Origin of the sequence: Legionella antarctica (genome assembly GCF_011764505.1) — a bacterium.
GTDB lineage: Bacteria > Pseudomonadota > Gammaproteobacteria > Legionellales > Legionellaceae > Legionella > Legionella antarctica.
Window position 1 is genome coordinate 624,343 of sequence record NZ_AP022839.1, and the last position, 26,213, is coordinate 650,555.

Below are 26,213 nucleotides of genomic sequence, written 5' to 3' on the forward strand. Positions count from 1 at the left end.
GGGAATTGTGAATAATTCAGGACAATTTGTATCTCCAAGGATGGGGCATGTTGAGCAAATTCATTTTGTTGGTATTGGTGGGGTCGGGATGTGTGGTATTGCTGAGGTATTGCATAATCAGGGCTATCGTATCACAGGCTCTGATGTTGGTGAAAGCAGTACGGTGCAGCGCTTAAGAGCCCTGGGAATTGAGGTTTATATCGGTCATCGAGTGGAAAATATCAAGGGTGCCGATGTTGTAGTTCGTTCTTCAGCTGTTGATATGAATAATCCTGAAATTTCAGCTGCTCGAGAATTAATGATTCCAGTACTTCCAAGAGCTGCAATGCTTGCAGAGTTAATGAGATTCCGACATGGGATCGCTATAGCGGGAACTCATGGTAAAACAACAACGACCAGTTTAGTCAGTAGTCTACTCGCTGAAGGCGGGCTAGATCCCAGTTTTGTGATTGGTGGGAAATTAAATAGCTGTGGTGCCAATGCTCAATTGGGTAAATCGGCTTATTTTGTGGTTGAAGCCGATGAAAGCGATGCCTCCTTCTTATTTTTAAAACCCATGATGGCAGTAGTTACTAATATAGATGCTGACCATATGGATACTTATGAAGATAATTTTGATAAATTAAGAACCACTTTTGTTGAGTTTCTCCATCATTTACCATTTTATGGTTTGGCTGTAGTGTGCATTGAGGATGAAGAAATTTGCCGAATCCTTCCTGCTATTCAACGACCCACTCTAACCTATGGATTCAAAGAAGAAGCACATTATCGTGCAGTAGACTGGACTCAAAATGAAATGTTAAGTCAGTTTACAGTCATTAGACCCGAACCGCACTTACCATTAACTATCGAGTTTCAGTATCCTGGCCGTCATAATGTATTGAATGCGTTAGCTTCAATTGCTATTGCTACGGAAGTGGGTGTTGATAATAATTCTATTATCCGTGGTTTGAAAAAATTTCAGGGTGTGGGGCGCCGTTTCCAAATGTTAGGAGAAAAGCAGTTTGAGAAGGGCTCTGCTATCGTTGTTGATGATTATGGACATCATCCGCAGGAAATATTATCTACCATTGATGCATTCAGAAGGGTATGGCCTAATAAACGTTTAGTACATGTGTTTCAACCGCATCGCTATACCCGAACCCAGTCTTTACATAGTCAGTTTGTTGACGTGTTAAGTCTTGCTGATGAACTATTACTGTTTGACATTTATGCTGCAGGTGAAGTAGCCATTCCTGGTATTAGCAGTGAAAGTCTGGCGGTTAAAATCAGGGCTAACGATAAAAATGTGATTTTGGTGAATGAACAATCTCTAAGAGAAAGACTTGATGAGTATATCAAAGATGGTGATGTTATTCTGATGCAAGGTGCTGGAAGTATTGGTCAAATGGCAGTGAACCTGATGAGCAAAATGTGAGAATGAACATGAGCTCAATGGAGAAAGGTAATGTTGCAAATCAGTGCCAAGGTACTTTGCTTTTTAATGAACCTCTGGCAGATTACACCACTTGGCGTGTAGGAGGGCCTGCGGCCAAGCTTTATAAGCCAACAGATGTTGGCGATTTGAGCCTGTTTCTTCATCAACTTCCTCCACACGAGCCCTTATTGTGGTTGGGTTTAGGTTCTAACTCTTTAATTCGAGACAAGGGATTTGCAGGTACGGCTATTCTTACCCAGGGTTGTTTAAAAGAAATTACCTTGTTAACGGATCAGACGATCAAAGTAGAGGCGGGGGTATCCTGTGCCAGCATGGCTCGTTTTGTTGCGCGAAATAATTTGTCTGGAGGCGAATTCTGGGCCGGAATCCCCGGAACCATGGGAGGTGCCTTGCGAATGAATGCAGGCTGTCATGGCGGGGAAACATGGCAATCGGTAGTTGAGGTGCAGACGATTAATCGTCATGGTGAAATAACAATACGCAAACCTGAAGAGTTTGAAATAGGGTACAGACATGTTTTTGGGCCAAATGATGAGTGGTTTGTTTCTGCTACTTTCAAATTTCAACCCGGTAGCAAAGAGACCTCTTTGCAAGCGATTAAAGAATTGCTGGCACATAGAGCAAGTACACAACCTACTAACGAGTATAACTGTGGGTCGATATTTAGAAACCCCCCGGGAAATTTCGCAGCACGTCTTATTGAATCCTGTGGTTTGAAGGGGTTTAGCTTAGGTGGGGCTATGGTATCTCAAAAACATGCTAATTTTATTATAAATCAACAGGGTTCTGCATCTGCTGCTGATATTGAGGCATTGATTTATTTGGTGCAAACTAAAGTTCGTGAACAAACAACTGTTGCGATGATTAACGAAGTACATATTATTGGAGACTGTTAATGTCTAAATCGGTCAACCTCGTTTTGTTGTACGGTGGTAAATCCGGAGAACATGAAATTTCCTTAATTTCAGCTGCATCAGTTCTTGCTTATTTGAATGCAGATAAATACACTATTATCCCAGTAGCAATGGATAAAAGTGGCCAGTTTCATCTGCATGACTATCATGATTTACTCGCTTATAAAGATAAGCTTCCTGTAGTAACAGAGCTGTCCAGGCCTTTGGAGAGTTTGCTAATTAATGGTCGTTTGTCCGTTGAAGCTGATGTTGTTTTCCCCGTAGTCCATGGACCTTTATATGAAGATGGGTGTTTGCAGGGATTACTTGAGCTGGCTGATGTTGCTTATGTAGGTTGTGATGTATTGTCTTCTTCTATCAGCATGGATAAGGATATGGCAAGAAGATTAGCCTGCATTAATGGACTTAAATCTGCGAGGTATAAATTACTCTCCTGGCACAAAAGCGCGAATGAGAGACACCAGTTTTGTAGTGAGGCCGCAGCTGAATTTGGATGGCCATTATTTGTTAAACCTTGCTCTTTAGGTTCCAGTGTTGGTATTCACAAGGCAAAAAATATAAATGAATTAATTGTCGCAGTTGATGATGCCTTAAGATATGACGAAGAAATTTTAATTGAAGAATTTATTCAGGGTCGAGAAATTGAATTGGCCGTTCTGGAAAATACAATACCTTCCGATGAGCCAAGAGTATCAAATGTGGGTGAAATTCGAGTACACCACCCCGATGGTTTTTATTCTTATACAGCCAAATATTTGGAAAGTGGTCAAACAGATTTAATTATCCCAGCTTCTTTGAATAAAAGTATGAATGAGCGATTAAAACAGGCTGCGGTGGATATTTTTACCCGCCTAAAATGTAAGGGTATGGCCAGAGTTGATTTCTTTGTCAATGATGAGACAGAAGAGATTTATTTTAACGAGCTTAACACTCTGCCGGGCTTTACTTCCATTAGTATGTATCCTAAATTATGGCAGGCCACGGGTTTGGCTTATCCAGATTTGCTTGATGAGTTAATTCGTATTGCTAGAACCCATCATCAATGCCGTCAACAATTAGTGACTAATTACTTGTGAGTGAGCATACTAATAAAAGGGGAAATAAATCAAGTGGCCTGGGCTATACAGGGGTATTGCTGTTATTAATTGTGAGCGCCTTGTTTTTAGCTGGTCGATTGGGTTATTTGTATCTGGCAGACTCGGATCTTTTCCCCATCACTACGATTAAAGTGGCTGCAAGTTATCAGCATGTAACTCACAAAGAATTAGAAACAGTATTAGCTAAGTACCTGGATGCAAGTTTTTTTTCTTTACCTGTTAATCAATTACAAAACGATTTAAATTCCATTAACTGGATCGATACGGTTTATGTAGAACGGGTTTGGCCAGATACCTTGAAAATAAAGCTTGTCGAGAAGACCCCTGTTGCGGTTTGGGGTGAATCTTTAATGACAGAGGATGGCAAATTATTTAATCAAGGGGTAATTCCAGCCGATTTGAATGTACCCAGACTAAAAGGTCCACTATCTCAGCAGCTAGAGGTCTTACAAGTTTATGAAAAATTGAGTAAGATATTATCAGCGTATGGATTAAATGCATCTGGATTGCACTTAAGAGACAATCAGACGTGGATATTAATTCTAGGTAATGACATGAAAATATACTTGGGAAAGAAAGAGTTAGAAGCACGATTGCAGCGTTTTTGTAAAGCATATCCTGCAGTATTTGCTGAAAAAGCAGATCAGTTGGCTAGCGTGGACTTACGATATTCACGTGGAATGGCAGTGCAGTGGAAACAACAAACGGGACAATAATGGCTAAAAAATCAGAAAAAAATATTATCACTGGATTGGATATTGGCACTTCAAAAATTATTGCCTTAATTGGTGAAGTAACTACCGATGGAGCCATTGAAATCATCGGAATTGGTCGGCATCCTTCTCGTGGATTAAAACGCGGGGTTGTTGTCGATATAGAAGCTACAGTGAACTCTATTCAGCGAGCTGTGCAAGAAGCAGAGTTAATGGCTGGCTGTGAAGTAAGAACGGTTTATGCAGGTATTGCTGGCAGTCATATTCGCAGTTTAAATTCACACGGAATTGTAGCAATCCGTGATAAAGAAGTTTCTCCAGCCGATGTGGAGCGGGTCATTGATGCTGCTAAAGCAGTCGCGATACCTGCTGATCAAAAAATTCTCCATATCTTGCCACAGGAATTTATCATTGATCATCAGGGAAGCATTCGTGAGCCAATAGGGATGGCTGGGGTGCGACTTGAATCTCGAGTACATATTGTCACAGGGTCAGTAAGTTCGGCACAAAATATAGTTAAGTGTGTAAGACGCTGTGGATTGGAAGTGAATGACATTATTCTTGAACAGTTGGCATCAAGTCATGCCGTGCTCACTGAAGATGAAAAAGACCTGGGTGTTTGTTTAATTGACATTGGGGGTGGGACCACAGATATAGCCATATTTTCTGAAGGAGCAATTCAACATACGGCAGTGATACCAATAGCTGGGGATCAAGTAACTAACGACATCGCTATGGCTTTACGCACCCCTACCAAAGCCGCAGAATCAATTAAGATCAGTCATGCATATGCTCTGCCTGAGTTAGCCAATGCAAATCAAATGCTGGAAGTTGCCAGTGTTAACGACAGACCCGGAAGAAAAATTTCAGCTAAGGCTTTATCTGATGTGGTAGCTGCGCGATATGAAGAGTTATTTTCTCTGGTGCGTAATGAGCTGCGGCGGAGTGGGTTTGAAGATCTAATGGCGGCAGGTATTGTTTTAACTGGCGGAGCTTCAAACATAAGAGGCGTAATAGAACTTGCTGAACTTTGTTTCGAGATGCCGGTAAGAAAGGGATGCGCTCACTATGTATCCGGTTTGTCAGAGGCTACTGAAAATCCTTCTTTTGCCACTGGTGTTGGATTATTGCTTCATGGATTTCAACAACAGTATGAAGGGGGGTATAATGTGCCTGCAATGAGCGATAATAGCAAGGGCATTTGGTCTCGAATGAAAGAATGGTTTCAAGGCAATTTTTAACGAATCATCTATATTTTTACCAACAGTTTGAAATATACTCAATTGCTATGAGTACAAGATCTGGGGTTGCATCATTTTGCAACAAATAACGTATTAAGCAGAAAAAAGCAGCACACTAGGGGAGACAGGGGTATGTTTGAATTAATGGAAAGCAGCCAACTAGATAATAATGCCGTCATTAAAGTAGTTGGAGTTGGCGGTGGCGGAGGAAACGCTGTTGAACATATGGTTGCTGAAAACATAGATGGCGTCGAATTTATTTGTGCCAATACTGACGCACAAGCATTAAAAGCGTCTAATGCCAAAGTACACATTCAATTAGGTGATGAGCTGACTAAGGGTTTAGGAGCTGGCGCTAATCCGCAAATTGGTCGTGAAGCAGCAGAAGAAGACAGAGATCATATTAGAGAAATTCTAAGCGGTGCAGACATGGTGTTTATCACAGCTGGAATGGGTGGAGGTACCGGTACAGGTGCAGCTCCGGTTTTTGCTGAAGTAGCAAAAGAGCTTGGTATTTTAACCGTGGCTGTAGTGACCAAGCCATTTTCTTTCGAAGGCAAGCAACGTGCATTAGCCGCTGAAGAGGGTATTCGTCGCCTGGCAGACCATGTTGATTCACTAATTACCATTCCTAATAACAAACTATTAAGCGTTTTGGGTAAAAATATCAGTCTACTCAATGCATTTAAAGCAGCTAACAATGTATTACTTGGTGCGGTAAAGGGGATATCTGATTTAATTACTCGTCCGGGCTTAATTAATGTTGATTTTGCTGACGTACGCACTGTAATGTCCGAAATGGGCATGGCAATGATGGGTACAGGTAGTGCAGTAGGTGAACAACGAGCTCGCCAAGCAGCTGAAGCAGCGATTGCATCTCCTTTACTAGAGGATGTGAACTTCTCCGGTGCTCGTGGAATATTAGTTAATATTACTGCTGGCCTTGATATGTCCATTGGTGAATTTGAAGAAGTGGGTGATGTTGTTAAAGAATTTATTTCTGACGATGCAACTGTAGTTGTGGGAACGGTTATTGATCCTGAAATGACAGAGGAGATGCGTGTTACGGTGATTGTCACTGGACTAGGCGACTCAAGACAGCGTCATCAGCAGCCCCAGCAGCAACATAGAACGCGTATGGTTGAATCTATACGAAGTGATGGCTCTTTGGATTATCACCAACTAGACAGACCTGCAGTTACTCGTAAACAGGCACAAGCCGCGGTCACATCTTCCAGTAGTACAGCAAAACAGAACAGTGATGGTGTTCCTGATGTGGATTATCTCGATATACCTGCTTTTTTACGTCGTCAAGAGGAAGTTGAATAAACTGGCCACGGTTTTATTGAGCAATTTGAATTAATAAAAACGAGATATTTTTTATTACTCAAATTGCTTAACTTACACCAAGCCTATTGTTGATGATACTGAATAAGATTCTACCAGTTCTTAAACATTGTATCTTTGATGAGCACTTTAATTGATTTAGGATAATAATAAGTCAAGTACTGTGGAAAAATATAAAAAAATTAGACTAATCAATTAATTGTTGCTAAAATCAGGAAGTTTTTGCGTGCAAAATAAATACAGGAAAAAGGTGAGCACTGAATGATAAAACAAAGAACTCCTAAAAAGGTAATCCAGGCTACGGGCGTTGGATTGCATTCCGGTGAGAAAGTGCTTTTAACCTTACGTCCAGCACCTGTGAATACAGGTATTATTTTTAGAAGAGTAGATCTGTCGCCAGTAGTAGAAATTCCCGCATCTTATGAGTATGTTGGTGACACCATGCTGTGTACTACCTTACATCATGGAACGGTTAAAATCGCTACAGTAGAGCATCTTTTATCTGCCTTAGCTGGCTTGGGCATAGATAATGCCTATATCGATGTCAATGCCCCCGAGTTGCCCATTATGGATGGCAGTGCGGCTCCTTTTGTATTTCTTATTCAGTCTGCGGGGATTAAAGAACAACATGCCGCCAAGAAATACATTCGAATTCTCAAACCCATTCGTGTCGAAGAAAATGGAAAATATGTCCAATTTAATCCTCATAATGGATATAAAATTTCGTTCACTATTGATTTTGATCATCCTGTGTTTAATGACAAGCCGCAAACAGTAAGTTTTGATTTTTCTGGCACCTCTTATGTGAAAGAAGTCTGCCGGGCAAGAACATTTGGATTCCTTTCCGATTATGAAAAATTACGTGAATGTGATTTAGCTAAAGGTGGTAGCCTGGATAACGCCATAGTGGTTGATGATTATCGTGTTCTGAATGAAGATGGTTTACGTTTTGAATCAGAATTTGTCACTCATAAAGTGCTCGATGCTATAGGCGATCTCTATCTCTTGGGTTCCAGTTTAATTGGAGCATTTGAAGGGTATAAATCAGGCCATGAATTGAATAACAGGTTGTTGCGTGAATTAATGGTGAGACAGGATGCTTGGGAATATACTTATTTTGATACAGAAAATTATTTATCTATTCCACAACCTGATTTTTATCCTGTTGAGGCCTAGTGTTGTTAACACAACCCCGCTTTTAAAAACTCTACGCGTCGCGATTTGTTCGCGAAATTAAATAAGAACTCTTTTATGAGCAAAAAGTCTGTTTTTCGAATGGATTTGTGGATGTCGCGAACAAGACATGGCACCTGGATTTGTTAATACTAATTGTCAACTGCCTCAAGAGAAGCAAATTTTATAATTAGGAAACACTGCGAATATATCCAAATTAAATATTTAAAAAACAATAAATTAGAAGCCAGGGAATTGCCTAATGAAAATCAATGTAAAACTTTTGACCCTTAGTTTAATTTTTAGTTCTTCTGTAGGTTCAGCAAGTCCTGCTAAAAATACTAAAGCCATTGATCCACTCCATCTGGATTGGTTAAATAGCAGCGTATCGCCTGCTCAAGATTTTTATGCTTATGCTAATGGTAATTGGCAAAAAAAACACCCTATTCCAGCCGAATACTCCTCCTGGGGTACATTTAATCTGGTCAATGAGAAAGTCCTGGATATTATTCATCAAATGCTTATAAAAGCTGCGAAAAATACCAAAGCTAAACCAGGAAGCATAGAGCAGAAAGTAGGCGATTTTTACTATAGTGGTATGGATGAAGCGAGTATTAATCGATTCGGCATTACTCCGTTGCTCGCTGAATTTATTAAAATCGATGAGGTTTATACTTTAGCTGATTTGCAACATGAACTAACCCATTTACATCAAATTGGTGTGGATGCTTTGTATGGTTTTGGCAGTATGCAAGATTTTAAAGACAGTAATTCAATGATTGGCGCTTTGGTGCAGAGTGGATTGGGATTGCCAGATCGTGATTATTATTTGAAAGATGATGCTAAATTCAGGCAGATTCGTGAAGCATACCTCAATCACATCGCTAAAATGTTTGAGTTGTTAGGAGATGAACCAGATAAGGCAGCAAACGAAGCTAAAATTGTAATGGATATTGAAACCAAATTGGCTGCTGCTTCTATGTCCCAAATTGATCAGCGTGATCCGCATGCGATTTATCATATGATAACTCTCTCTGAACTGGATAAAATAACGCCGAATTTCTCTTGGCCTCAGTTTTTTAAAGCTTTTGGTCAAGAAAAAAATAAAAATATAAATTTGGCTATGCCAGAATTTTTTAAAGAGGCAAATAAACTCTTAAAAACAATTCCCATTGACGAATGGAGAATTTATTTGCGTTGGCACCTGATTGATGCCTTTGCTTCTTACCTTTCAAAACCCTTTGTTGACCAGAATTTTAAAATGGTTACTGCAATAAGCGGTGCAGAGAAAATATTACCCCGCTGGAAACGGGTAGTGAGTGTTGAAAATGGTGCTCTGGGATTTGCAATTGGAAAATTGTATGTTCAAAAATACTTTTCTCCTGCTTCGAAAGAGGCTGTCCTGGATATGCTAAAGAACATCAGAGCGGTTCTTCGTGAGGATATAAGTACTTTGAGTTGGATGACCCCGGAAACTCGCAAAGCCGCACTTAAAAAACTGGATTTGATGGAAGAACGAGTTGGGTATCCTGCCAAGTGGAGGGATTACTCTGCTTTAAAAATAGATAGAGGTCCTTACGTATTAAACATCATAAGAGCTAATGAATTTTTGATTAAGCGCGATGTGAATAAAATTGGTAAGCCTATAGATAGAAGTGAGTGGGCGATGACACCACAAACGATTAATGCCTATTACGATCCCTCTATGAATAATCTAAATATACCTGCGGGTATATTGCAAGCACCATTTTTTGATCCCAATGCACCTGCAGCGTTGAATTATGGTTCGATAGGTTTTGTTATGGGGCACGAAATGACTCATGGTTTTGATGATCAGGGGGCAAAATTTGATGGACATGGTAATTTAAAGGATTGGTGGACTCCAAGTGATTTGGCCAAATTCAATAAAGCCACTCAATGCATTGTCAATCAATTTTCCGGATATGTAGTTGATGGTGATATGCATGTACAGGGAAAATTGGTTGTAGGTGAGGCTACGGCTGATTTAGGTGGCATTATTCTGGCTTACCAGGCGTTTCACCGCTCAAAGGAATATAAAAACGCCAAAACCATTGACGGGATGACTCCTGATCAGCAGTTCTTTTTAGGTACAGCACATGTCTGGGCAACGAATATCAGACCTGAGCGACTTCGGAATCAGGTAACTACTGATCCTCATCCTCCTGCTCAATTCAGGGTGAATGGAAGTCTGGCTAATATCCCTCAATTTCAACAAGCGTTTCATATTCCGGACCACAGTCCTATGGTCAATGAAAATAGATGTATTATTTGGTAATTTTGACTTTGTATAACTTAGAACATATAACATATAACATATAACGGCCTCGGGAGACGTTACAGTCTCTAAGTTTCTTCGTCAAGACCGCTTCAAGACAATGTTCCAACACTTTGTAAACCTGAACGGATTGAGGATTGAAAACGGCAAAAACTCCTTATCTTAAAGCTATGTTGTTTGCTATAGTTATAATGAACAAAACCAGTCATTAATGGAGCTGACAAGGAACCTAAAGTAGGGAGCCATTATTATGTGTCGAATAATTGCGTATTTAGGACGTCCTGCGGTACTACAAGATATTTTGGTTACTCCTAAAAATTCTATAGTAATGCAGAGTCTTCATGCCCGTGAGACTAATTTGCGTGTTAATGGAGATGGCTTTGGATTGGGCTGGTATGTACCGGAAATTAGTTCTGATCCTGCTTTATTTACATCTATTTCTCCCGCCTGGAATGACAGAAATCTACTGAATATAACAGCAAAAACCCAATCCCCATGTTTTTTTGCTCATGTTTGTCAATCAGCATCCAATTTTGACCCTCAAACCGCATCCAAAATTGACCCTCAAAAACATATCACATTGATTATTTACTTTACTGTTTTAGCTTCGATTTTTAAAGCGATAACTTTCATTTCCAGTCTCAACAATAGAGCAATGATGAGTCAATCTGTCCAGCATGGCTGCGGTCATTTTTGTATCACAAAACACCTTTGGCCATTCACCAAAATTTAAGTTTGTTGTAATGATTAATGATGTTTTTTCATATAATTTGCTAACTAAATGAAACAACAGAGCTCCGCCCGCTTCAGAAAATGGTAAATATCCAAGCTCATCCAGGACAATAGCATCAAAATTTTGCAGGCGATTAGCTAGCCGTCCTGTATTAACTTGTTTTTTTTCTTGTTCTAATTTGTTGACCAGATCAACAACATTATAAAAACAAGCCCGCTTTCCTTGCTTAATTAAATTAGTTGCTATAGCAATAGCTAAGTGCGTTTTACCAGAGCCCGTGCCACCCACAAAAATAATATTGCGCCCAGCATCAACAAAGCTCCCTGCGTGCAATAAACTTATTTCTTCTTCATTAACAGGATGTTGCGTAAAATCAAATTGGCTTAAATTACGATTGACCGGGAATTTTGCGACACTCAGTTGATAATTAATAGCACGCGTTTTGCGTGTTATTTGTTCTGCTTCTAATAGCATAGATAACCACTCATAATGAGTTAGTTTCACCAAAGGCTTCGACTCTTCATAGGCTAGCAACCTATCTAACATGCCTTGTAATTTTAATATCTTAAGCAACTCAGATAATTTAGTGAATGGCATGATTTGCTCCCGTTAAGAGTAAATTATATTTATGACAATTACTTGTGGGTTCTTCCTTTAAGATTAATCCAGCGGGCATTGTCGTTGCTTGAGGAAGTGCTGTAGGCCGTAATCGATGCAACGCATTAAGAATATAATCACGGCTAACCACCTGCTCTGTTAGCGCTAATTCACAGGCTACACTCACCGCCTCAATGCCATGCTCACTCATTGCCAACAGCACCTCAACGCATTCTCTGTCACCACCACGGCGCTTCATGAGAATGCTTTTGATTTTTAAAATGGCTGGTGGTAATTGCCAGTCTTTGAATGGAGCACCATTGCGTAATGCCCCTGGCTTGCGCTCCAGTAAAGGTAAATAATGCCATGGATTAAACAGTGTTTTATTGCGGCCAAAGGTGCGTTGGTGGCAACCGATGGACTCATTACCTGAAAATACCTCTATAGTTAATGCGTATATCCTGAGCGTCACCATCTGGTTGGCATAGGCACAATCAACGCTATAACGATTTCTATCGCAATGAATCAAGCAGGTTGAATGTACTAGAGTTGAAACTTCTTTATACCCATCAAATGGATGATTTAACGCTCTAAAATGAGTTCTTTCTTCTTGAAATACAGCGTCAACAGTTAGTTCTTGTTGTTCTGGGTGATGCCTTTTCTCGGCCAATAATTGGCATTGCTGCTGAAGATGTTCATTTAATAACGACAAGGTTTCATATTTAAGACGTGGTTTAAATACCCAGTCACGTACATTATCAACTTGATTTTCAATCTGCCCCTTTTCCCATCCGGCTGCGGGATTGCAGGCTGTAGGTTCAATTAAGTAATGATCCATTAATGCCAAAAATCGCCGGTTAAAAGCACGCTCCTTACCCTTGAAAACACTATCTACCGCCGTTTTCATGTTGTCATAAATACCTCTTAGCGTTAAGCCACCAAAAAATTTGAAGGCTAAATTATGCGCATCAAATAACATTTCTTGAGTTTCTCGAGGATATGCTACAAGAAAAAATTTACGGCTGTAGCTTAAACGAAATTGAGCTACTTTGATTTTTTGAACAACGCCTGCAAGCTCTACAGTTTCTTCACTCCAATCAAACTGATAGGCCTCTCCGGGATGATAGTATTGTGGAATATAGGCTTTTAATGACTCTCGACTCGTACAGCGCCATACTTTAACAAAACGCTGGACACTATCATAAGAACCGCAATAGCCACTTTCTTTTAGTTGAGTGTAGTACTTCATTGCACTACGGCGTTCCTTTTTCGATAACTTGTGGTCGTTGTTCAACCATGATACCAACGTCTCTTTGAAGATATTCAGTGCAGGTAGTGGTTGAATGGAGCGTTGATAATTTTTCCCAGACTTTTCTGCTCGGATTACCCGTCTAACTGTATTACGCGATAATCCTGTTGTGCGAACAATTTCCGCAATAGTTAATTTTTGCACATGAAACATGCGCCTAATTTTTGCTTCTGTTTCCATGATCAACATCCTCTAATTCCCTCTAGATTATTAAAATCTAGAGTACACGTTTTACTCGATTTTAGAGGGTCAAAATTGGATGCTGATTTACCCTAAAAGGGGGTCATTTTTGCATGCTGATTTACACATGTTCGCTCAGCGAGTTCCGGTGGAGTTACCAAATTCAATTGCCACCCGTTTATTCATGGGGACTGGATGTTTATGCATAATGGAGAAATAAATAATTTTATTTCCGTGAAGAGACACATACGCCATTTGTTAGATGATGATGTTTATGATTGGATTCAAGGAGAGACCGACTCGGAACATCTCTTTGCTTTATTTTTACAACTGGCAAAAGGTAGAGATTTAAACCAGTTATCTGTTGTTGGAGATGTGTTACAGGAAACCTTGCTAAAAATTGGGGATATAATTAAAAAGTTTGGAAAAAAAGGGCCTTCCTATTACAATATTTGTATGACTGATGGGCAAAGAATTATAGCAACGCGTTACTGCACCCATGAAAAGAAAAAAAATCTCACTTTTCATTTTCTTGAAGGCTATGTTTTTGCGAAGGAGGGTAAGTGGATAAAAGAAGAGGGGCCGCCTTCGTTCATTATCGTTTCCTCTGAAAAATTTAATGATCTTTCCGAAGGTTGGGAGGATATCCCCCCTCAACATATGATGTTAGTTGACGAAAACAAAATGATCCAATTGCGTCCTTTATAAACATTAGGTTAGACTACGCAATTAAATAAAATTGAGAAACGATGATGACTAAAGAAGAAATGATATGTAAAATTGTTCGGCACATTACTCAAAAACCTAGTGCTAAAAAATCCTGTTGTAGATAATGAGTCTGGATTTACCCGCTCTGCTTCAGTATAAAAATAAGCAGGTAGTGACTCATTTCTACCACTCTCATTCTGGATTTTCCTTCTGTGATGCACAGCAGCTGTTTGAAGATTTGTTAGCCTGGATGGGGCTTAGCTGGCAGAGAAGTTTGCTGGAAAAAAAGACTTATCTTTTTGGTCCGCTAATCATTTTGGATGAGATGTGGCATACCTTCATTTTACATACTCAAGATTATTACCACTTTTCAATTACTTATTTTGGTGAGTATTTTCATCATCATGTTGAACCTATTGGTTTAGAGCATGTCCTGGAAGAAGATGAATTATGCGATTTTCTAGAGGATTGTTTTAAATATTTAAATCCTGAATGGGTTGAGCGTCGTTTTTCCGGAGCGCTCACTGATATTATTTAATAGGATCTTCATCTACCTCCCCCTTGGCTAAATGAAGTAATGCCTTTTGAAGCGGCTGGTAAGTGCAGTTTTGACTTTCGCTAATGATCGTGGCTTTTGCTTTTTCTGATAACTCGTGGGTTTTAGGTTGATCGGTTTTCTTGTAGGGGTTTGGAGATTCGGTAATGTTTATTTTTATTGAGGAAAGTTGATACATGCCTGCTTCTTTTCGCAAACGGTCTCGTAATTCAGGAATTGCATAGCGTAATTGAGATGCCCAGGCTGCATCAGTGGTTGTTAAAATCAAACAGCCTTTGTTAAAACTGCCAACGTGACAGACTAAAGCTAAATTAGCGGGAAGCAATTGAGTGACCTTATTAGATAACTCTTCCAACTGCACCGAACGCTGACAAAGGTCAGCTAGTTGTTTATTCAGGCAACGACTAATGGAACGCATTATTTTTGCCTTTTATAGTTTTCATGCACTCATGACCAAAAGTTAGAGCTATCGTTAAATACTGTTTTATGTATAGAATAGCAAATTATCGCTAAGTGCAATATCATATTTTTTTAGGATATCTTAAAGGTGAGCAATGACTGTAACTAAAAAAGACAATATAATCGATAACAATACGATTTATTTCACAAGACTACACCGGGTGATATTTTTTTGGCCCTTGGTGTCTTTATGTTTTGCTTTTGCTATATATATATACATCGATCAACTTCGACAAGCCAGCATGTTTTTAGCTCTTTTTTGCCTTCTTTGGATAGCAATGACCTGGGTAACTTATTATTTTTCTTCAATAACGATAAAAAGAAAACAAGTTATTTTACGGACGGGTCTTATAGTGAGACAAACTGTTGATATTCCCTTAAGTAAAATTGAAACCATAGACATCCGCCAATCTATTTTGGGTAGCCTTATGCGTTATGGAGCTTTAGTGATAACCGGGACTGGGGGGACACGTCATTTAATCAATTATATCGATAGGCCTCTGACATGCAGACGTTATATCGAGCAGATGATGAACGAGCAGCCACATTAATCCCGATGCGAGACTTTAATTCGAAGACTAAAGTCGCATGCATGGTATTTATTCTTCGTTGGTAGAGTACCCACACCCATCCTGTGGACAAAGAGTCTTGCGTCCAAACTTCTTGCTTTCCTTAATTGTTAATATAGGCCATGCGCACTTAGGGCAGGGTTTATCAACAGGTTCATTCCATAAAGCATAATCGCATTTGGGATAGTCGCCGCATGAATAGAAGATTTTCCCTTTCCTGGATTTTCGTTGCAGGATTTTTGCATGATTGCATTTGGGACAAATCACCCCTGTATCTGCTGGTTTTTCTAAAGGTTCCATATGTTTGCATTGCGGATAACTACTGCAACCAATAAATCGACCGTAGCGACCTGTTTTAATATGCAAAGCGCTAGTACAGAGAGGGCACCCCCTGCCTTCAATTACTTCTGGTTCTGATTTTTCTTTGTCTGGACCACCCATATCCTGGGTGTAATCACATTCAGGATAACCGGTACAGCCTATAAAACGTCCTCGCTTCCCAAGTCTAATAGATAGTGGTTGTTGGCATTTGGGGCATTGGGTGTCCAATATTTCGGTAGTCACATCTTTGCGTTGCACTTGCTCGTCAGTATTTTGAATTTGTTGAATAAAAGGCTGCCAAAACTCTTCCAGAACCGGAATCCATTCTTTTTCCCCACGGGCAACTGCATCAAGGGTGTCTTCAAGTCCTGCAGTAAATTTATAGTCTACATAGCGAGTAAAATAACTAGTTAAAAAACGATTGACTATGCGCCCCACATCTGTTGGAAAAAATCGTTTCTTATCCACAACAACGTACTCTCGTTGTTGTAAAGTATGAATGATGGAGGCATAGGTCGATGGTCGGCCAATCTCATATTCCTCTAATGCTTTAACTAATGTTGCTTCTGAATATCTTGGCGGTGGCTCAGTAAAATGCTGATTAGCCAGGATATCCAAGACCTTTACTTTTTCCCCAACTGTAAATGCAGGTAAAAGAGTTCCATCATTATCTTCATCTTTAGAATCATCTCGCCCTTCTTCGTAGACTGCCAGGAATCCAGGGAAAGTAATTGTTGAGCCATTAGCACGTAATAGATTACCTTCGCCGCAACTAAAATCTACAGCAACGGTATCCATTATGGCATCTGCCATTTGACAAGCCAAAGTACGCTTCCAAATTAAACTGTACAGCTTGAATTGGTCAGTGGTTAGTGCTTCCTGTACCATATCTGGTGAACGTTTAATGGAGGTAGGTCGGATAGCTTCATGTGCTTCCTGTGCGTTTTTTGATTTTGTTTTATAGAGCCTTGGCGTTTGGGGACAATTGTCTTCGCCATAACGTTGCGTAATGTATTCTCTTATTTCATCAATTGCTTCGGTAGCCAAGTGCACCGAGTCAGTACGCATGTAACTGATCAGACCCACCGTACCTGTGCCTATATCGATACCTTCATATAGCTGTTGGGCAACCATCATTGATTTGCGTGCGGTAAACCCCAGTTTTCTGGCTGCCTCCTGTTGCAGGGTCGAGGTGATAAAAGGGGGGGATGGTTTTCGCTTCCGTTGTTTTTTTTCAATTTGGGTAACAGATAAGAGGCCTTGAGCTTGTTGAAGCAGGTGATCTTTTACCTGGTGGGCTTTTTCCTGGTGATTAATAGTGAACTGTTGTAATTTCTCGTCTTTATAATGAGTTAAGCGTGCTTCAAAAGGGGCACTTGAATGAGTGCATTGAGCAAGTATTTTCCAGTATTCCTGGGAGACAAAACGTTCAATTTCTTCTTCCCGTTCCACGATCAACCTAAGGGCAGGGCTTTGAACCCGTCCTGCTGAGAGTCCCCTTCTGATTTTTTTCCACAGCAAGGGAGAGAGATTAAAACCTACCAGATAATCCAAAGCACGTCTTGCTTGCTGTGCGTTGACTAAATCCATTGAAATGGTGCGTGGGTTGTTTACGGCATCCTGAATTGCAGACTTGGTAATTTCGTTAAAGAAAATTCGATGTACCGCTTTTTCTTTAATCAGATTTCGTTCCTTCATCAACTCAAAAATATGCCATGATATCGCCTCACCTTCTCTATCAGGGTCAGTTGCCAATAAGAGTGAGTCGGATTTTTTCAGGGCTTTTGCTATGGTTTCGATATGTCTTGCATTTTTTTCAATAGGTGCGTAAGTCATATGAAACTGCTGATCTGGATTAACTGAACCTTTTCTGGGCGGTAAATCCCGAACATGACCATAAGAGGCGAGTACTTCGTAATCGTCACCAAGGTACTTTTGAATTGTTTTAGCTTTTGCGGGTGATTCAACAATCACCAAGTGTTTACTCATATGAAATAAACCTTATTCTGTAATGGTTGTATCGATTCATCGTCATTCAAGTTAATGTTTAAATCGATACCTGGTTATCAATGTATGGACAGTTCATCTTCTGTTCGGTATAGCATCCACTCAAGAAAAGTCAATTGCTCATCATCTAAATCGGTTGCTAAAACATTCCTGATAGTCCATTTAGTTTCCTGTAACGTTACAATTCGTGATTCAGAATATTGCAATTGATTGAGGATAGTTTCAAAAGCGTCTATGTCAATTATATTCCATAATTTCATGCGCATGAGAAATTGATAACTGGCTTTAGTCAATTTCATTTGCTCTTCGTAGGTGAAAATTCGTGTTGATTTTTGTTGAGCGGATCTGATAAATAATGCCTGATCTTCAGCGTGTAGGATATCTTCATCGTTGATGTGCTCTGCTGATTCTGTATCAACGGATTTATGGCTTTTTTGAAGTTGAGTCAGACTTTTTTCAAATAAATTTAATAACATTTCAAATAAGTTATCTTTCATATTAACACCTCATATAGCCGCCAGGGACCGACATAATTGTTCCCAGTAATTCTAATTTTGCAAGCTCACCAGTGACTTGTTCCACACTGCACCCACTGCGCATTATGATTTGATCGACACTTGTCATTTCAAAGCCAATGAACTTTACTAGGTTTTCGTTCCCGCTGGCAAGGGAAAAAATAGGTTTATCACTAGTTAACTGGTGATGTTCTATTCTTAGTTCGTCAAGAACGTCTTTAACAGAAGTCACAAGTTTAGCTCCTTGCTGTAACAAGTGGTGACAGCCACGAGCTAGAGGGTTATGAATCGAACCGGGAATAGCTAAAACATCTCTGTTTTGTTCCAAAGCCATTCTTGCTGTAATTAAGGAACCGCTCTTAATTGCCGCCTCAACAACCAAAATGCACAATGATAAGCCGCTTATTATACGATTTCTGCGTGGAAAATGTCCAGCAATTGGTGGGCTTTTTAACGGAAACTCAGATATCAACAAGCCATTTTGGGCGATTTGCTCAGCTAGTTTTAAGTGGCGACGTGGGTAAATGCAATCTATTCCTGTTCCTAAAACGGCTATAGTTTGACCATATGCCTCCAAACACCCTATGTGTGCCTGGGCATCAATACCCAAAGCTAAACCGCTTACAATGGTAATAGGGTGGAGAGAAAGCTCTTTCGCAAACTGTCGTGCATTTTCACTTCCGGTCACTGAGGGATTACGACTCCCTACAATAGCTAATTTGGATTGATCCAGACAAGATAATTGCCCCTTGGCGTATAGAACTACCGGTGGGTCAGCAATTTCTTTTAACAGATCCGGGTAGTTTTTGCAGTTCCAGGTTAGTAAATGATGATCATCTCCTTCCTCTAACCAATTTAAATCAGCATCAACTTGATTTAAATCAAAGCGGGTTATCGTTTGAGCCAGTAGGGGAGGTAACCCGGCACTTTCCAGTTCCTGGGTTGACAGTTGAAACATATTGTACAAATCAGGCCAGCGTTTTTCCAGTTTAGCCACTGTGCGCGGACCAATTTGATTCATTCTGTTTAAAGCGAGGTAGTAGCGTAAGTTTTTCATGGGTTAGACACAACATCATGTAAGTAAACGGGGCGCGTGGAGCGAACAATCAAAGCAAAACTGGTCTTGGTGAACACTCGAAAAATCATTGCCTCACCAATACGTTCTGGAGGAAGAACTATCGGGATAAGATGATGTTTGGAATCTGGGATTACTCGTTCTTTTTTGAATATTCCCAATACATCTCCAGATTTAAGACCAGACTCGGCACCGATACTAATTATCGCCACACTGCCAATAGCTGATTGGCTGTTCCCGTCTGGCATCCCATCGGGAAGCTCAATAATATACCCTTTTACTTGATTTGTAGGTGTTGCAGGCTCGAAAGTGAAGTCAAATTCAGGACTGTCATTAATCAGTACCTTATCATCTATTTTTATGCCAGCTCTGATGTTAGTAAGTAGAACAGTAGCAGGTTCGCCTCCAGCTATTAGCTCACCATAACCAACCAGAGCGGCTTTAAAACCTAATATTTTTTTGTTTATCGGATCAACGTAATTTTCCCCTCCTCTAAATAAGGAGTAGGCAATAGTCCCGCCTTGTGGCAATTCTCTGGAAGGATGTAATCCTTTAACATACACCTCATCACCCTGGCCTCCGAGCATGCGTTCTCCCATATAGGCAACTACGTAGGGGGCGCGAAAAAGAACATCTTCATCCAGAATTAATGACGCGTCTAGAAAAGGCCTTATCTGATTTAAGGGGATTGGTGGTATGGCGTCATCAAGAGGATGAGCGCGAATATCAGGAGACAATTTAATCGTGCCATTAGATAACACTCTGATATAAGGTGTGCTTTTATAGTAATCCAGAATAAGGATTGCCCCGGGATACAGGCGATTAGGATTTTTTATGTGGGGGTTTGCATGCCACAATGCTTTCCATTCCCAGGGGTTTTTCAGATACCGACTGGCAATATTCCACAAAGTGTCTCCATTCTGAACTACATATCTTGGGGGAAAATCTGCTCTAAGACTTAATGCATGGTTTGCGGAGGATAATGTGAAACAGAAAAAGAGGAGAAAAAATCTCATGCACCATTCCTTTGTTAAGCAGTGACATCTTGCAGCATTACTGTATATGAGGGATAATATCATGATTATAATGTGGAGAACCAGACACCCGATGGCTATTCGTAAGATTCTTTATTTACCTGACGAACGATTAAGAAAAATTGCAAAAAAAGTCGAAATTTTTGATGATAATCTGCAAACTTTAATCGATGACATGTTTGATACTATGTATCATGCCAGGGGAGTTGGCCTTGCTGCGCCCCAAATTGGTGTCAGTATGCGTTTATCTGTAATCGACATTATTGGGGATAAAGCAGAACAACTGGTGATTATTAATCCAGAAATTACATCTTCCTCAGGTCAGAAAGAGTTTGATGAGGGATGTTTATCTGTTCCTGGAGCTTATGACAAAGTGATTCGAGCGGAGAAAGTTACAGTTAAAGCGCTGGATCGTCTTGGCAAGCCTTTTGAACTCAGTGCCGATGGTCTGCTTGCTGAATGTTTGCAGCATGAAATTGATCATTTAAACGGAAAATTATTTGTTGATTTACTATCTCCTCTAAAAAGAGCCATGGCACGGAGAAAATTGGATAAATTCAAGCGACATCAAGCTACTAGAAAATCATGAGTGGTTTGAATATCATATTTGCAGGGACTCCTGAATTTGGTTTACCTTGTCTTGATGCCTTATTGCAATCGTTACATCAAATTAAGGCCGTTTATACTCAACCGGATCGTCCGGCAGGTCGCGGCCGTAAATTGCAGGTTTCTGCTGTAAAGGAATGGGCATTGGAGCATCAAATTCCTGTCTATCAGCCTCTTAATTTTAAAACCCCAGAATCTATTTCCGAACTTGCTCTTTTAAAACCTGATGTTTTGCTGGTCATTGCTTATGGATTGATTTTACCGCGAGCTGTTCTGGAAATTCCCCGATTAGGCTGTATTAACGTCCATGCCTCTTTACTTCCTCGATGGCGCGGAGCCTCACCCATCCAACACGCTGTTTTGCATGGTGATTGTGAATCAGGCGTCACTTTGATGCAAATGGATGCAGGGATGGATACGGGCGATATGCTTTATAAAGCAAAGTGTCCGATTAGTACCTCAGATACTGCCGGCAGTCTGCATGATCGTTTAGCCCTGATTTCAGCAAAGCCATTACTGGCTACCTTAGACGCACTTGCTACTAATCAGGCTCTACACGAGGTACAAAATAATGAGTTGGCAACTTATGCGGGTAAAATAGATAAAAAAGATGCGCATATTAATTGGCAAGACTCTGCCTTGAGAATTGATAGACAGATTCGTGCATTTAATCCCTGGCCTATTGCTTATGCTGTTATTGGTGAGGATATACTTCGTATTCATCAAGGCCAGGTAATTGAAATGGAGTGCTCGCAAGCACCAGGAACTGTTATAAGCATAGACAAAAAAGGAATGTTGGTCGCTACAGGAAATGACGGTTTGTTAGTAACAAAGATTCAGTTTCCAGGGGCTAAAGCAATTTCTGTAGCAGATTGGTTAAACTCCGGTAAAAAACAGTTGCATACCAACTTGGTATTGCAATGAAAAGTAATGAAAGACTTCATGCCCTGAAAATTCTTACGGGGTTACTAGTAGATAAGGTTTCTCTATCTCAGTTGATGCCCCCATCTGCAAATGTATCTCCCATGACCAAAGAAATTTGCTTTGGTTTTTGTCGCCATTATTTTCGATTGCAGGCTATAGCCAATTGTTTACTAGAAAAGAAACCTAAAGAGACAGAGGTTTGGATCGCTTTGTTAATTGGTCTTTATCAACTGCATTACATGAATATACCTGATTATGCCGTAGTTAAGGAAACCGTGGCCCTACTTGAAAAAATAAAAAAAGGATGGGCTAAGGGCCTGGTTAACGCTGTTTTAAGAAATTTCTGTCGCAAACAACAGGAGATTCTGGCAACTCTGGCTAATAATAAAGCGTTTGTATATGGCCAACCCCAAGGACTGCTTAAACATTTAAAATCGGATTGGCCAAATGACTGGCAGAACATCGCGCAGGCCAATGATGCTCATCCACCAATGACCCTAAGGGTCAATCTTAGAAAAAATTCAGTAGCTGAGTACCTGGATGTCTTACAAGAGGCTGATATTGAAGCTGAGACACATCCTGTAGCCACAGCGGGTATTACTTTAAAGTCTCCTTGTGATGTATATAGTCTTCCGGGCTTCAAAGAGGGGCAAGTATCAGTACAAGATGGGGCTGCGCAACTAGCGGTGTCTTTATTAGACTTAAAGCCTGGCCAACGTGTATTAGATGCCTGTTGTGCTCCAGGAGGTAAAACCTGTCACATTTTGGAGTCTGAACCCAATCTTGAAGCGTGTCTAGCTCTGGATGTTGATCCTAAAAGACTCAAAAGAGTCAGCGAGAATTTAGAGCGATTGCATTTGGCAGCCACCTTGTTACAAGGGGATGCTTTATTTCCTGAGCGCTGGTGGGATCGAAAACCTTTTGATCGTATTTTATTAGATGCACCTTGCTCTGCCACCGGAGTGATTCGGCGCCATTCAGATATTAAGCTGTTACGTACTGACGAGGAGATTGTAGCCGTTTCTAAAATTCAATACTCTATGTTGCGTTCCTTATGGCCCTTGCTCGCTCCTGGTGGTTTGATAGTCTATGCTACCTGCTCAATTATTGCTGAAGAAAACGAAAAGCAAATAGCTGGTTTTGTAGCAACACAAGCCGATTGCACGTTGATAAAAAATAAGGGATCGTGGGGGAGGCCAACAGGCCATGGTCAACAGATTTTACCCGGGGAACATGGGATGGATGGATTTTTCTATAGTGTGTTACTTAAGGACAAAAAATGATAATCAACTGGCCATTAATTATTGTTTTATTTGGCGTTTCTTTGCCTGGTGCATTTATTGCAATGAAGCGGCTAATGTATTTTTTGTTGTCCAATAATACGGATGAATTAAAAAAAAGAATGAGTCGCTTTGCGATTCTGCAAACCTTGTTTATGGTATTTGTAATGAGTCTAGCTGGAACGGCTCTATCGTTACGCACCGGTTTGCATGCTCCTTTGCTTGAAGCTCTTTTACTGGGAAAAGCAGGATTAGGAGCATTTTCCCATATTTTATTGCCTACCTTATTATACTCTCTGTTGAGTTTAATCGTGTTTTTAGGTCTTTATTATGGTGTTGTAGCAAGTATTTTGGATGATCACAGTTTTAGAGTAATGGCAAATCTTCGTCACGCTTTGGGTATAGATGGTTGTGTCCTCTATGGTGTTGTCGAGGAAGTAATCGCACGCTGGGGCTTAATGAATTTAATTGCTTTTTTTGTCCTGTTTTTTTCCCAGCAGCATAATCAAATTATGATTTGGATATCCATAGTATTTAGTGGCGTGGTGTTTGGAGTAGGGCAAATTCCAGCTTATCTCGCGGCAGGATGTTTGACTACGCGACGCTTGGTTTATTCCCTTTTATTACTTTATCTATGGCCGTCATTAGTGTTTGGCTTTTTATTTTGGCAATATGGGATACTCTCAGCAATATTAGCCCATATGTTGTTCCATTTAGGCTGGTCGTTTTACGATAATCGCTGGAAGTAGCAAAACAATTAAATATCCCTCACTGGACTTTGGCCATTTTCCAAAACCTGCTATGAGATAATTTAAAACCTCAAGCAATATATCGAACCCAATTCTACTCACCTCGCCTCAACCATAGCATGGAATTCGAAATGATAAATATAAATTCACTATGTACTTTTTTTGTGATACTGGTTATAATATGTGAATTATTATTAAGAGAGAATGGGTATGAAAAAATCAATCTACGATTTACCTTCAGAGATAGGAAAGGAAATTTCGGGTCACCTACCTTCGATAAAAGCCAAAACGAATGCTATATTAGATAAACATACCCGAACCTTATTTCAACCCCCTGCCATTTTATCCAAATTCCTGGAGTTTGTGGCTCATGGAAAGCAAGACCATGCAGAAAAAATATTTACAATAAGGAAAAAAAATCCCCACCAGCTCCAGGAGTTATTACTTGAACGAGGCACAGTGACCGACTATTCAGGTCGAACCTTTACCAATATTTCAGCGTATGAATACGCTTATTGGGCAAAGGACAAGCATATGTGCCGGATGCTTGAATCGCATATGGACGAGAATACAAAAGCGGCGATGCTAAAGCGCTGCGAAGCGATAGAGAGCAATGGGTTAACCTATAAGCAACATGGGGTCGAGGTTAAGAATTCAAAGCATTTTGACTTAACCCCACTCAAAACAGCACTGAACAATTATATTGATGGTTATGATAACTGGGAGAGCTCCCAGAATTGTGACGCCATGAAGGCGGCATGGATGGAGGTTGGAAAAGAGCAGCGCGATGTTCCAGTCCATGTGGCTAATGAATATTGCCGTAAAGACCGCTCGTTTGACCCAACACCTCAGTTTAATGAGGACAAATTACCCCGTAAGTTAGCGTTCCACAATTATAATACAAACAAAGGCGAATCGTGGTTCCCCTTGGTTATTTCTGATTCTTCCGGGCTTGCGGTTGATTTTGCATTAATTAGGGCGGGGCGTGGGGTGGGCGCGGCGGGGCCGTGGGGGTTGGACGCTTTCGGCGGCGCCGGATGATTTGGCGGCTATAATCCGCCTTGATGAAGTAAGAACATTAGATCTCACGCAGTCGCGTAAAAACCTGGAGCCGACAAAACCTGGGCTTGAGATTGATAACCGTATTTTTTAATGGCGTGCGTGAGCAGACCGGCGGCATAGGCCGCCGGGCTAAAATCCCAGCACACATTTAAAAACCATTCAAGTAGCTCCTGGTACTGCCAACTTTCTGTTGTTCTTACCCACCACATGACCCAGAGATGTAGGTACCTTCTGATCTTTTTGGGAGACACCCCATCTTTGACCATAAGATTAATCTGCTCTCGTGCTTTTCGTAACGTCCTTGCGTGCGGGACAATAGTGTCAAGCCCAGGCGTTTGATGATTAATTGCAATCTCTGTACCCCCCCCCACAATGAGGTTAGATTTTGCGCAGTACCCGCCGGGATAACTGCTCTATCATTTGCCTGTATCACATGGGTGTTATCCTGGGTTTGCGTCCCAGGATAGTGTATTCCGAGAAAGTGGAATCCTTTCTCAATGTTGCCTATGCGTGTCTTTTTGCGCGATAAACTGAGCCGTCTTTCATGCAACACCTCCATCATGCGCTGTTTGCAACGGTTAAGCTGACGGCTGGTTTGGCACAGAATAAGAATGTCATCCTGATACCGGATATAGGTTACATCCATCGAATTGAAGGCATCATCCAATGGCTTTAAATAAATGCCACTAAAAAACTGAGACAGCGGCCCACGTAGCGCAATTCCCTGATCGGGATTTTTATATCCGCGAGGGGTTTCAATGGGATTGATAATAATTTGTTCTAGCATGGATTGGACATTGAGATCGTTATAGTGCTTTTTGATATCTTGAATCAATTGGTGATGCGGGATGGACTTGTAAAACGATTTGATGTCAGCGCGGATGATGTATTGTGGTTTTTTTTCCAAAAGCACTTGCCGGATACGCCGCGTGGCAAGCCGTACACCACTTGGTCCATGAAGATGGTAGCAATTGGGGTTCATCACGTAAGGGAAGGTAGGTTTTATTTGTTTGAGCAAAATATTTTGGAAAATCCTGTCCGATAAATGCAGCTGATCAACCATTTCATCTGGAAAATAATGGCGCTTAAGATGGCGCGGTGTATAGCTGCCATTCACCATGGATTCAACACCCCGCACCAGCCAATCATCTATTTCTCGTGCCATGAAATGCACGTCGTGATTAGGGTTTGCATGATGTTTTTGTTTGTGAATTTTGGCGAACAACTTGCGGCCAATATTCACCATGTCGGCAATACTCCATCGTTTCATGTTGATTTTTGTTCTGTATGTTCGTGGTGTGAGGCCAAGA

At 40.6% G+C, this 26,213-nt stretch carries 25 protein-coding genes; 16 read left to right on the forward strand and 9 right to left on the reverse strand.

The features are described 5' to 3' along the window. Positions 1-7 precede the first annotated feature (7 nt). The 8 genes from murC to HRS36_RS03170 all read left to right on the forward strand — a co-directional run bounded on the left by murC (position 8) and on the right by HRS36_RS03170 (position 10,219). Positions 8-1,417, forward strand: a complete 1,410-nt coding sequence (murC, locus tag HRS36_RS03135) for a UDP-N-acetylmuramate--L-alanine ligase (RefSeq protein ID WP_173236207.1) — start codon at positions 8-10, stop codon at positions 1,415-1,417. Between the two features lie 8 nt (positions 1,418-1,425). Then, positions 1,426-2,334 (forward strand): UDP-N-acetylmuramate dehydrogenase, encoded by a 909-nt coding sequence (gene murB, locus HRS36_RS03140; RefSeq protein WP_420814315.1) that lies wholly within the window; start codon positions 1,426-1,428, stop codon positions 2,332-2,334. Further along, positions 2,334-3,428 carry a D-alanine--D-alanine ligase family protein gene (locus tag HRS36_RS03145; protein ID WP_173236208.1) on the forward strand — a complete coding sequence of 365 codons (1,095 nt, stop codon included), beginning with the start codon at positions 2,334-2,336 and terminating at the stop codon, positions 3,426-3,428. Before murB ends, HRS36_RS03145 begins: the two co-directional genes overlap by 1 nt. Next, positions 3,425-4,165, forward strand: a complete 741-nt coding sequence (locus HRS36_RS03150) for a cell division protein FtsQ/DivIB (RefSeq protein WP_173236209.1) — start codon at positions 3,425-3,427, stop codon at positions 4,163-4,165. The genes HRS36_RS03145 and HRS36_RS03150 overlap by 4 nt, the downstream gene beginning before the upstream one ends. Continuing rightward, positions 4,165-5,403, forward strand: coding sequence for a cell division protein FtsA (gene ftsA / locus HRS36_RS03155; RefSeq protein ID WP_173236210.1), 1,239 nt, complete (start codon positions 4,165-4,167; stop codon positions 5,401-5,403). The genes HRS36_RS03150 and ftsA overlap by 1 nt, the downstream gene beginning before the upstream one ends. Before the next feature lie 132 nt (positions 5,404-5,535). Then, a complete protein-coding gene (ftsZ, locus tag HRS36_RS03160) occupies positions 5,536-6,732 on the forward strand; it encodes a cell division protein FtsZ (protein ID WP_173236211.1) in 1,197 nt (398 codons plus the stop codon). Between the two features lie 279 nt (positions 6,733-7,011). Further along, complete coding sequence (gene lpxC, locus HRS36_RS03165) at positions 7,012-7,926, forward strand: UDP-3-O-acyl-N-acetylglucosamine deacetylase (protein WP_173236212.1); 915 nt, start codon at positions 7,012-7,014, stop codon at positions 7,924-7,926. A 259-nt stretch (positions 7,927-8,185) separates the two neighbouring features. Next, entirely contained in the window at positions 8,186-10,219 is a 2,034-nt protein-coding gene (locus HRS36_RS03170; protein WP_173236213.1) for a M13 family metallopeptidase, read from the forward strand. Positions 10,220-10,820: 601 nt separating this feature from the next. Here the strand turns inward: HRS36_RS03170 and istB are convergent. Both istB and istA read right to left on the reverse strand, forming a co-directional pair. Beyond that, the gene (istB, locus tag HRS36_RS03175) at positions 10,821-11,549 is read right to left on the reverse strand and encodes an IS21-like element helper ATPase IstB (protein ID WP_173235816.1); all 729 of its coding nucleotides are present in this window, start codon (positions 11,547-11,549) and stop codon (positions 10,821-10,823) included. Beyond that, positions 11,536-13,047 carry an IS21 family transposase gene (istA, locus tag HRS36_RS03180; protein WP_197933184.1) on the reverse strand — a complete coding sequence of 504 codons (1,512 nt, stop codon included), beginning with the start codon at positions 13,045-13,047 and terminating at the stop codon, positions 11,536-11,538. Before istA ends, istB begins: the two co-directional genes overlap by 14 nt. Before the next feature lie 171 nt (positions 13,048-13,218). Here istA and HRS36_RS03185 point away from each other — a divergent pair, with 171 nt between their 5' ends. Continuing rightward, positions 13,219-13,746 (forward strand): class II glutamine amidotransferase, encoded by a 528-nt coding sequence (locus HRS36_RS03185; RefSeq protein WP_226905619.1) that lies wholly within the window; start codon positions 13,219-13,221, stop codon positions 13,744-13,746. 124 nt (positions 13,747-13,870) lie between these two features. Further along, the gene (locus HRS36_RS03190; RefSeq protein WP_173236214.1) at positions 13,871-14,284 is read left to right on the forward strand and encodes a glycine-rich domain-containing protein; all 414 of its coding nucleotides are present in this window, start codon (positions 13,871-13,873) and stop codon (positions 14,282-14,284) included. Here HRS36_RS03190 and HRS36_RS03195 read toward each other — a convergent pair. After that, entirely contained in the window at positions 14,277-14,720 is a 444-nt protein-coding gene (locus HRS36_RS03195) for a DciA family protein (RefSeq protein ID WP_173236215.1), read from the reverse strand. The two genes, HRS36_RS03190 and HRS36_RS03195, sit on opposite strands and share 8 nt — an antisense overlap. A 136-nt stretch (positions 14,721-14,856) precedes the next feature. Here HRS36_RS03195 and HRS36_RS03200 point away from each other — a divergent pair, with 136 nt between their 5' ends. Next, a complete protein-coding gene (locus tag HRS36_RS03200; protein WP_173236216.1) occupies positions 14,857-15,312 on the forward strand; it encodes a PH domain-containing protein in 456 nt (151 codons plus the stop codon). A 48-nt stretch (positions 15,313-15,360) separates the two neighbouring features. On the opposite strand, the gene topA is transcribed toward HRS36_RS03200, so the two are convergent. From topA to HRS36_RS03220, 4 genes are all read right to left on the reverse strand, one after another. Then, entirely contained in the window at positions 15,361-17,640 is a 2,280-nt protein-coding gene (gene topA / locus HRS36_RS03205; RefSeq protein ID WP_173236217.1) for a type I DNA topoisomerase, read from the reverse strand. Between the two features lie 77 nt (positions 17,641-17,717). Continuing rightward, positions 17,718-18,155: a DUF494 family protein gene (locus HRS36_RS03210; RefSeq protein ID WP_173236218.1), complete on the reverse strand. Its 438-nt coding sequence runs from the start codon at positions 18,153-18,155 to the stop codon at positions 17,718-17,720. A gap of 1 nt (position 18,156) precedes the next feature. Beyond that, positions 18,157-19,230, reverse strand: coding sequence for a DNA-processing protein DprA (gene dprA / locus HRS36_RS03215; RefSeq protein WP_173236219.1), 1,074 nt, complete (start codon positions 19,228-19,230; stop codon positions 18,157-18,159). Next, the gene (locus HRS36_RS03220; protein WP_173236220.1) at positions 19,227-20,264 is read right to left on the reverse strand and encodes a LysM peptidoglycan-binding domain-containing protein; all 1,038 of its coding nucleotides are present in this window, start codon (positions 20,262-20,264) and stop codon (positions 19,227-19,229) included. Before HRS36_RS03220 ends, dprA begins: the two co-directional genes overlap by 4 nt. Before the next feature lie 91 nt (positions 20,265-20,355). On the opposite strand from HRS36_RS03220, the gene def reads away from it, so the two are divergent. The 5 genes from def (at position 20,356) to HRS36_RS03245 (ending at position 24,882) form a co-directional block, all read left to right on the forward strand. Continuing rightward, positions 20,356-20,871 (forward strand): peptide deformylase, encoded by a 516-nt coding sequence (gene def / locus HRS36_RS03225; protein ID WP_173236221.1) that lies wholly within the window; start codon positions 20,356-20,358, stop codon positions 20,869-20,871. Further along, on the forward strand, positions 20,868-21,812 hold the full coding sequence (gene fmt / locus HRS36_RS03230) for a methionyl-tRNA formyltransferase (RefSeq protein WP_173236222.1): 945 nt from the start codon (positions 20,868-20,870) through the stop codon (positions 21,810-21,812). Before def ends, fmt begins: the two co-directional genes overlap by 4 nt. Continuing rightward, the gene (rsmB, locus tag HRS36_RS03235; protein ID WP_173236223.1) at positions 21,809-23,095 is read left to right on the forward strand and encodes a 16S rRNA (cytosine(967)-C(5))-methyltransferase RsmB; all 1,287 of its coding nucleotides are present in this window, start codon (positions 21,809-21,811) and stop codon (positions 23,093-23,095) included. Before fmt ends, rsmB begins: the two co-directional genes overlap by 4 nt. Then, entirely contained in the window at positions 23,092-23,841 is a 750-nt protein-coding gene (locus HRS36_RS03240) for a CPBP family intramembrane metalloprotease (RefSeq protein ID WP_173236224.1), read from the forward strand. The genes rsmB and HRS36_RS03240 overlap by 4 nt, the downstream gene beginning before the upstream one ends. Positions 23,842-24,051: 210 nt before the next feature. Beyond that, entirely contained in the window at positions 24,052-24,882 is an 831-nt protein-coding gene (locus HRS36_RS03245; protein WP_173235463.1) for a hypothetical protein, read from the forward strand. A gap of 44 nt (positions 24,883-24,926) precedes the next feature. Here the strand turns inward: HRS36_RS03245 and HRS36_RS03250 are convergent, their stop codons facing one another. Continuing rightward, positions 24,927-25,112, reverse strand: a complete 186-nt coding sequence (locus HRS36_RS03250) for a hypothetical protein (RefSeq protein ID WP_173235382.1) — start codon at positions 25,110-25,112, stop codon at positions 24,927-24,929. Continuing rightward, positions 25,100-26,173, reverse strand: coding sequence for a reverse transcriptase/maturase family protein (locus HRS36_RS03255; protein WP_173235461.1), 1,074 nt, complete (start codon positions 26,171-26,173; stop codon positions 25,100-25,102). The genes HRS36_RS03250 and HRS36_RS03255 overlap by 13 nt, the downstream gene beginning before the upstream one ends. Between the last annotated feature and the right edge of the window lie 40 nt (positions 26,174-26,213).

What these genes read in the sequence shown, in the direction of transcription:
- istA (WP_197933184.1), bottom strand. Translation starts at nt 13,047, where the DNA reads ATGTTGATCATGGAAACAGAAGCAAAAATTAGGCGCATGTTTCATGTG.
- lpxC (WP_173236212.1), top strand. Translation starts at nt 7,012, where the DNA reads ATGATAAAACAAAGAACTCCTAAAAAGGTAATCCAGGCTACGGGCGTT.
- HRS36_RS03220 (WP_173236220.1), bottom strand. Translation starts at nt 20,264, where the DNA reads ATGAGATTTTTTCTCCTCTTTTTCTGTTTCACATTATCCTCCGCAAAC.
- rsmB (WP_173236223.1), top strand. Translation starts at nt 21,809, where the DNA reads ATGAAAAGTAATGAAAGACTTCATGCCCTGAAAATTCTTACGGGGTTA.
- HRS36_RS03255 (WP_173235461.1), bottom strand. Translation starts at nt 26,173, where the DNA reads ATGAAACGATGGAGTATTGCCGACATGGTGAATATTGGCCGCAAGTTG.
- dprA (WP_173236219.1), bottom strand. Translation starts at nt 19,230, where the DNA reads ATGAAAAACTTACGCTACTACCTCGCTTTAAACAGAATGAATCAAATT.
- ftsZ (WP_173236211.1), top strand. Translation starts at nt 5,536, where the DNA reads ATGTTTGAATTAATGGAAAGCAGCCAACTAGATAATAATGCCGTCATT.
- HRS36_RS03210 (WP_173236218.1), bottom strand. Translation starts at nt 18,155, where the DNA reads ATGAAAGATAACTTATTTGAAATGTTATTAAATTTATTTGAAAAAAGT.
- HRS36_RS03195 (WP_173236215.1), bottom strand. Translation starts at nt 14,720, where the DNA reads ATGCGTTCCATTAGTCGTTGCCTGAATAAACAACTAGCTGACCTTTGT.
- ftsA (WP_173236210.1), top strand. Translation starts at nt 4,165, where the DNA reads ATGGCTAAAAAATCAGAAAAAAATATTATCACTGGATTGGATATTGGC.
- istB (WP_173235816.1), bottom strand. Translation starts at nt 11,549, where the DNA reads ATGCCATTCACTAAATTATCTGAGTTGCTTAAGATATTAAAATTACAA.
- HRS36_RS03200 (WP_173236216.1), top strand. Translation starts at nt 14,857, where the DNA reads ATGACTGTAACTAAAAAAGACAATATAATCGATAACAATACGATTTAT.
- def (WP_173236221.1), top strand. Translation starts at nt 20,356, where the DNA reads ATGGCTATTCGTAAGATTCTTTATTTACCTGACGAACGATTAAGAAAA.
- HRS36_RS03245 (WP_173235463.1), top strand. Translation starts at nt 24,052, where the DNA reads ATGAAAAAATCAATCTACGATTTACCTTCAGAGATAGGAAAGGAAATT.
- murB (WP_420814315.1), top strand. Translation starts at nt 1,426, where the DNA reads ATGAGCTCAATGGAGAAAGGTAATGTTGCAAATCAGTGCCAAGGTACT.
- HRS36_RS03190 (WP_173236214.1), top strand. Translation starts at nt 13,871, where the DNA reads ATGAGTCTGGATTTACCCGCTCTGCTTCAGTATAAAAATAAGCAGGTA.
- HRS36_RS03170 (WP_173236213.1), top strand. Translation starts at nt 8,186, where the DNA reads ATGAAAATCAATGTAAAACTTTTGACCCTTAGTTTAATTTTTAGTTCT.
- topA (WP_173236217.1), bottom strand. Translation starts at nt 17,640, where the DNA reads ATGAGTAAACACTTGGTGATTGTTGAATCACCCGCAAAAGCTAAAACA.
- fmt (WP_173236222.1), top strand. Translation starts at nt 20,868, where the DNA reads ATGAGTGGTTTGAATATCATATTTGCAGGGACTCCTGAATTTGGTTTA.
- HRS36_RS03145 (WP_173236208.1), top strand. Translation starts at nt 2,334, where the DNA reads ATGTCTAAATCGGTCAACCTCGTTTTGTTGTACGGTGGTAAATCCGGA.
- HRS36_RS03240 (WP_173236224.1), top strand. Translation starts at nt 23,092, where the DNA reads ATGATAATCAACTGGCCATTAATTATTGTTTTATTTGGCGTTTCTTTG.
- HRS36_RS03250 (WP_173235382.1), bottom strand. Translation starts at nt 25,112, where the DNA reads ATGTGGTGGGTAAGAACAACAGAAAGTTGGCAGTACCAGGAGCTACTT.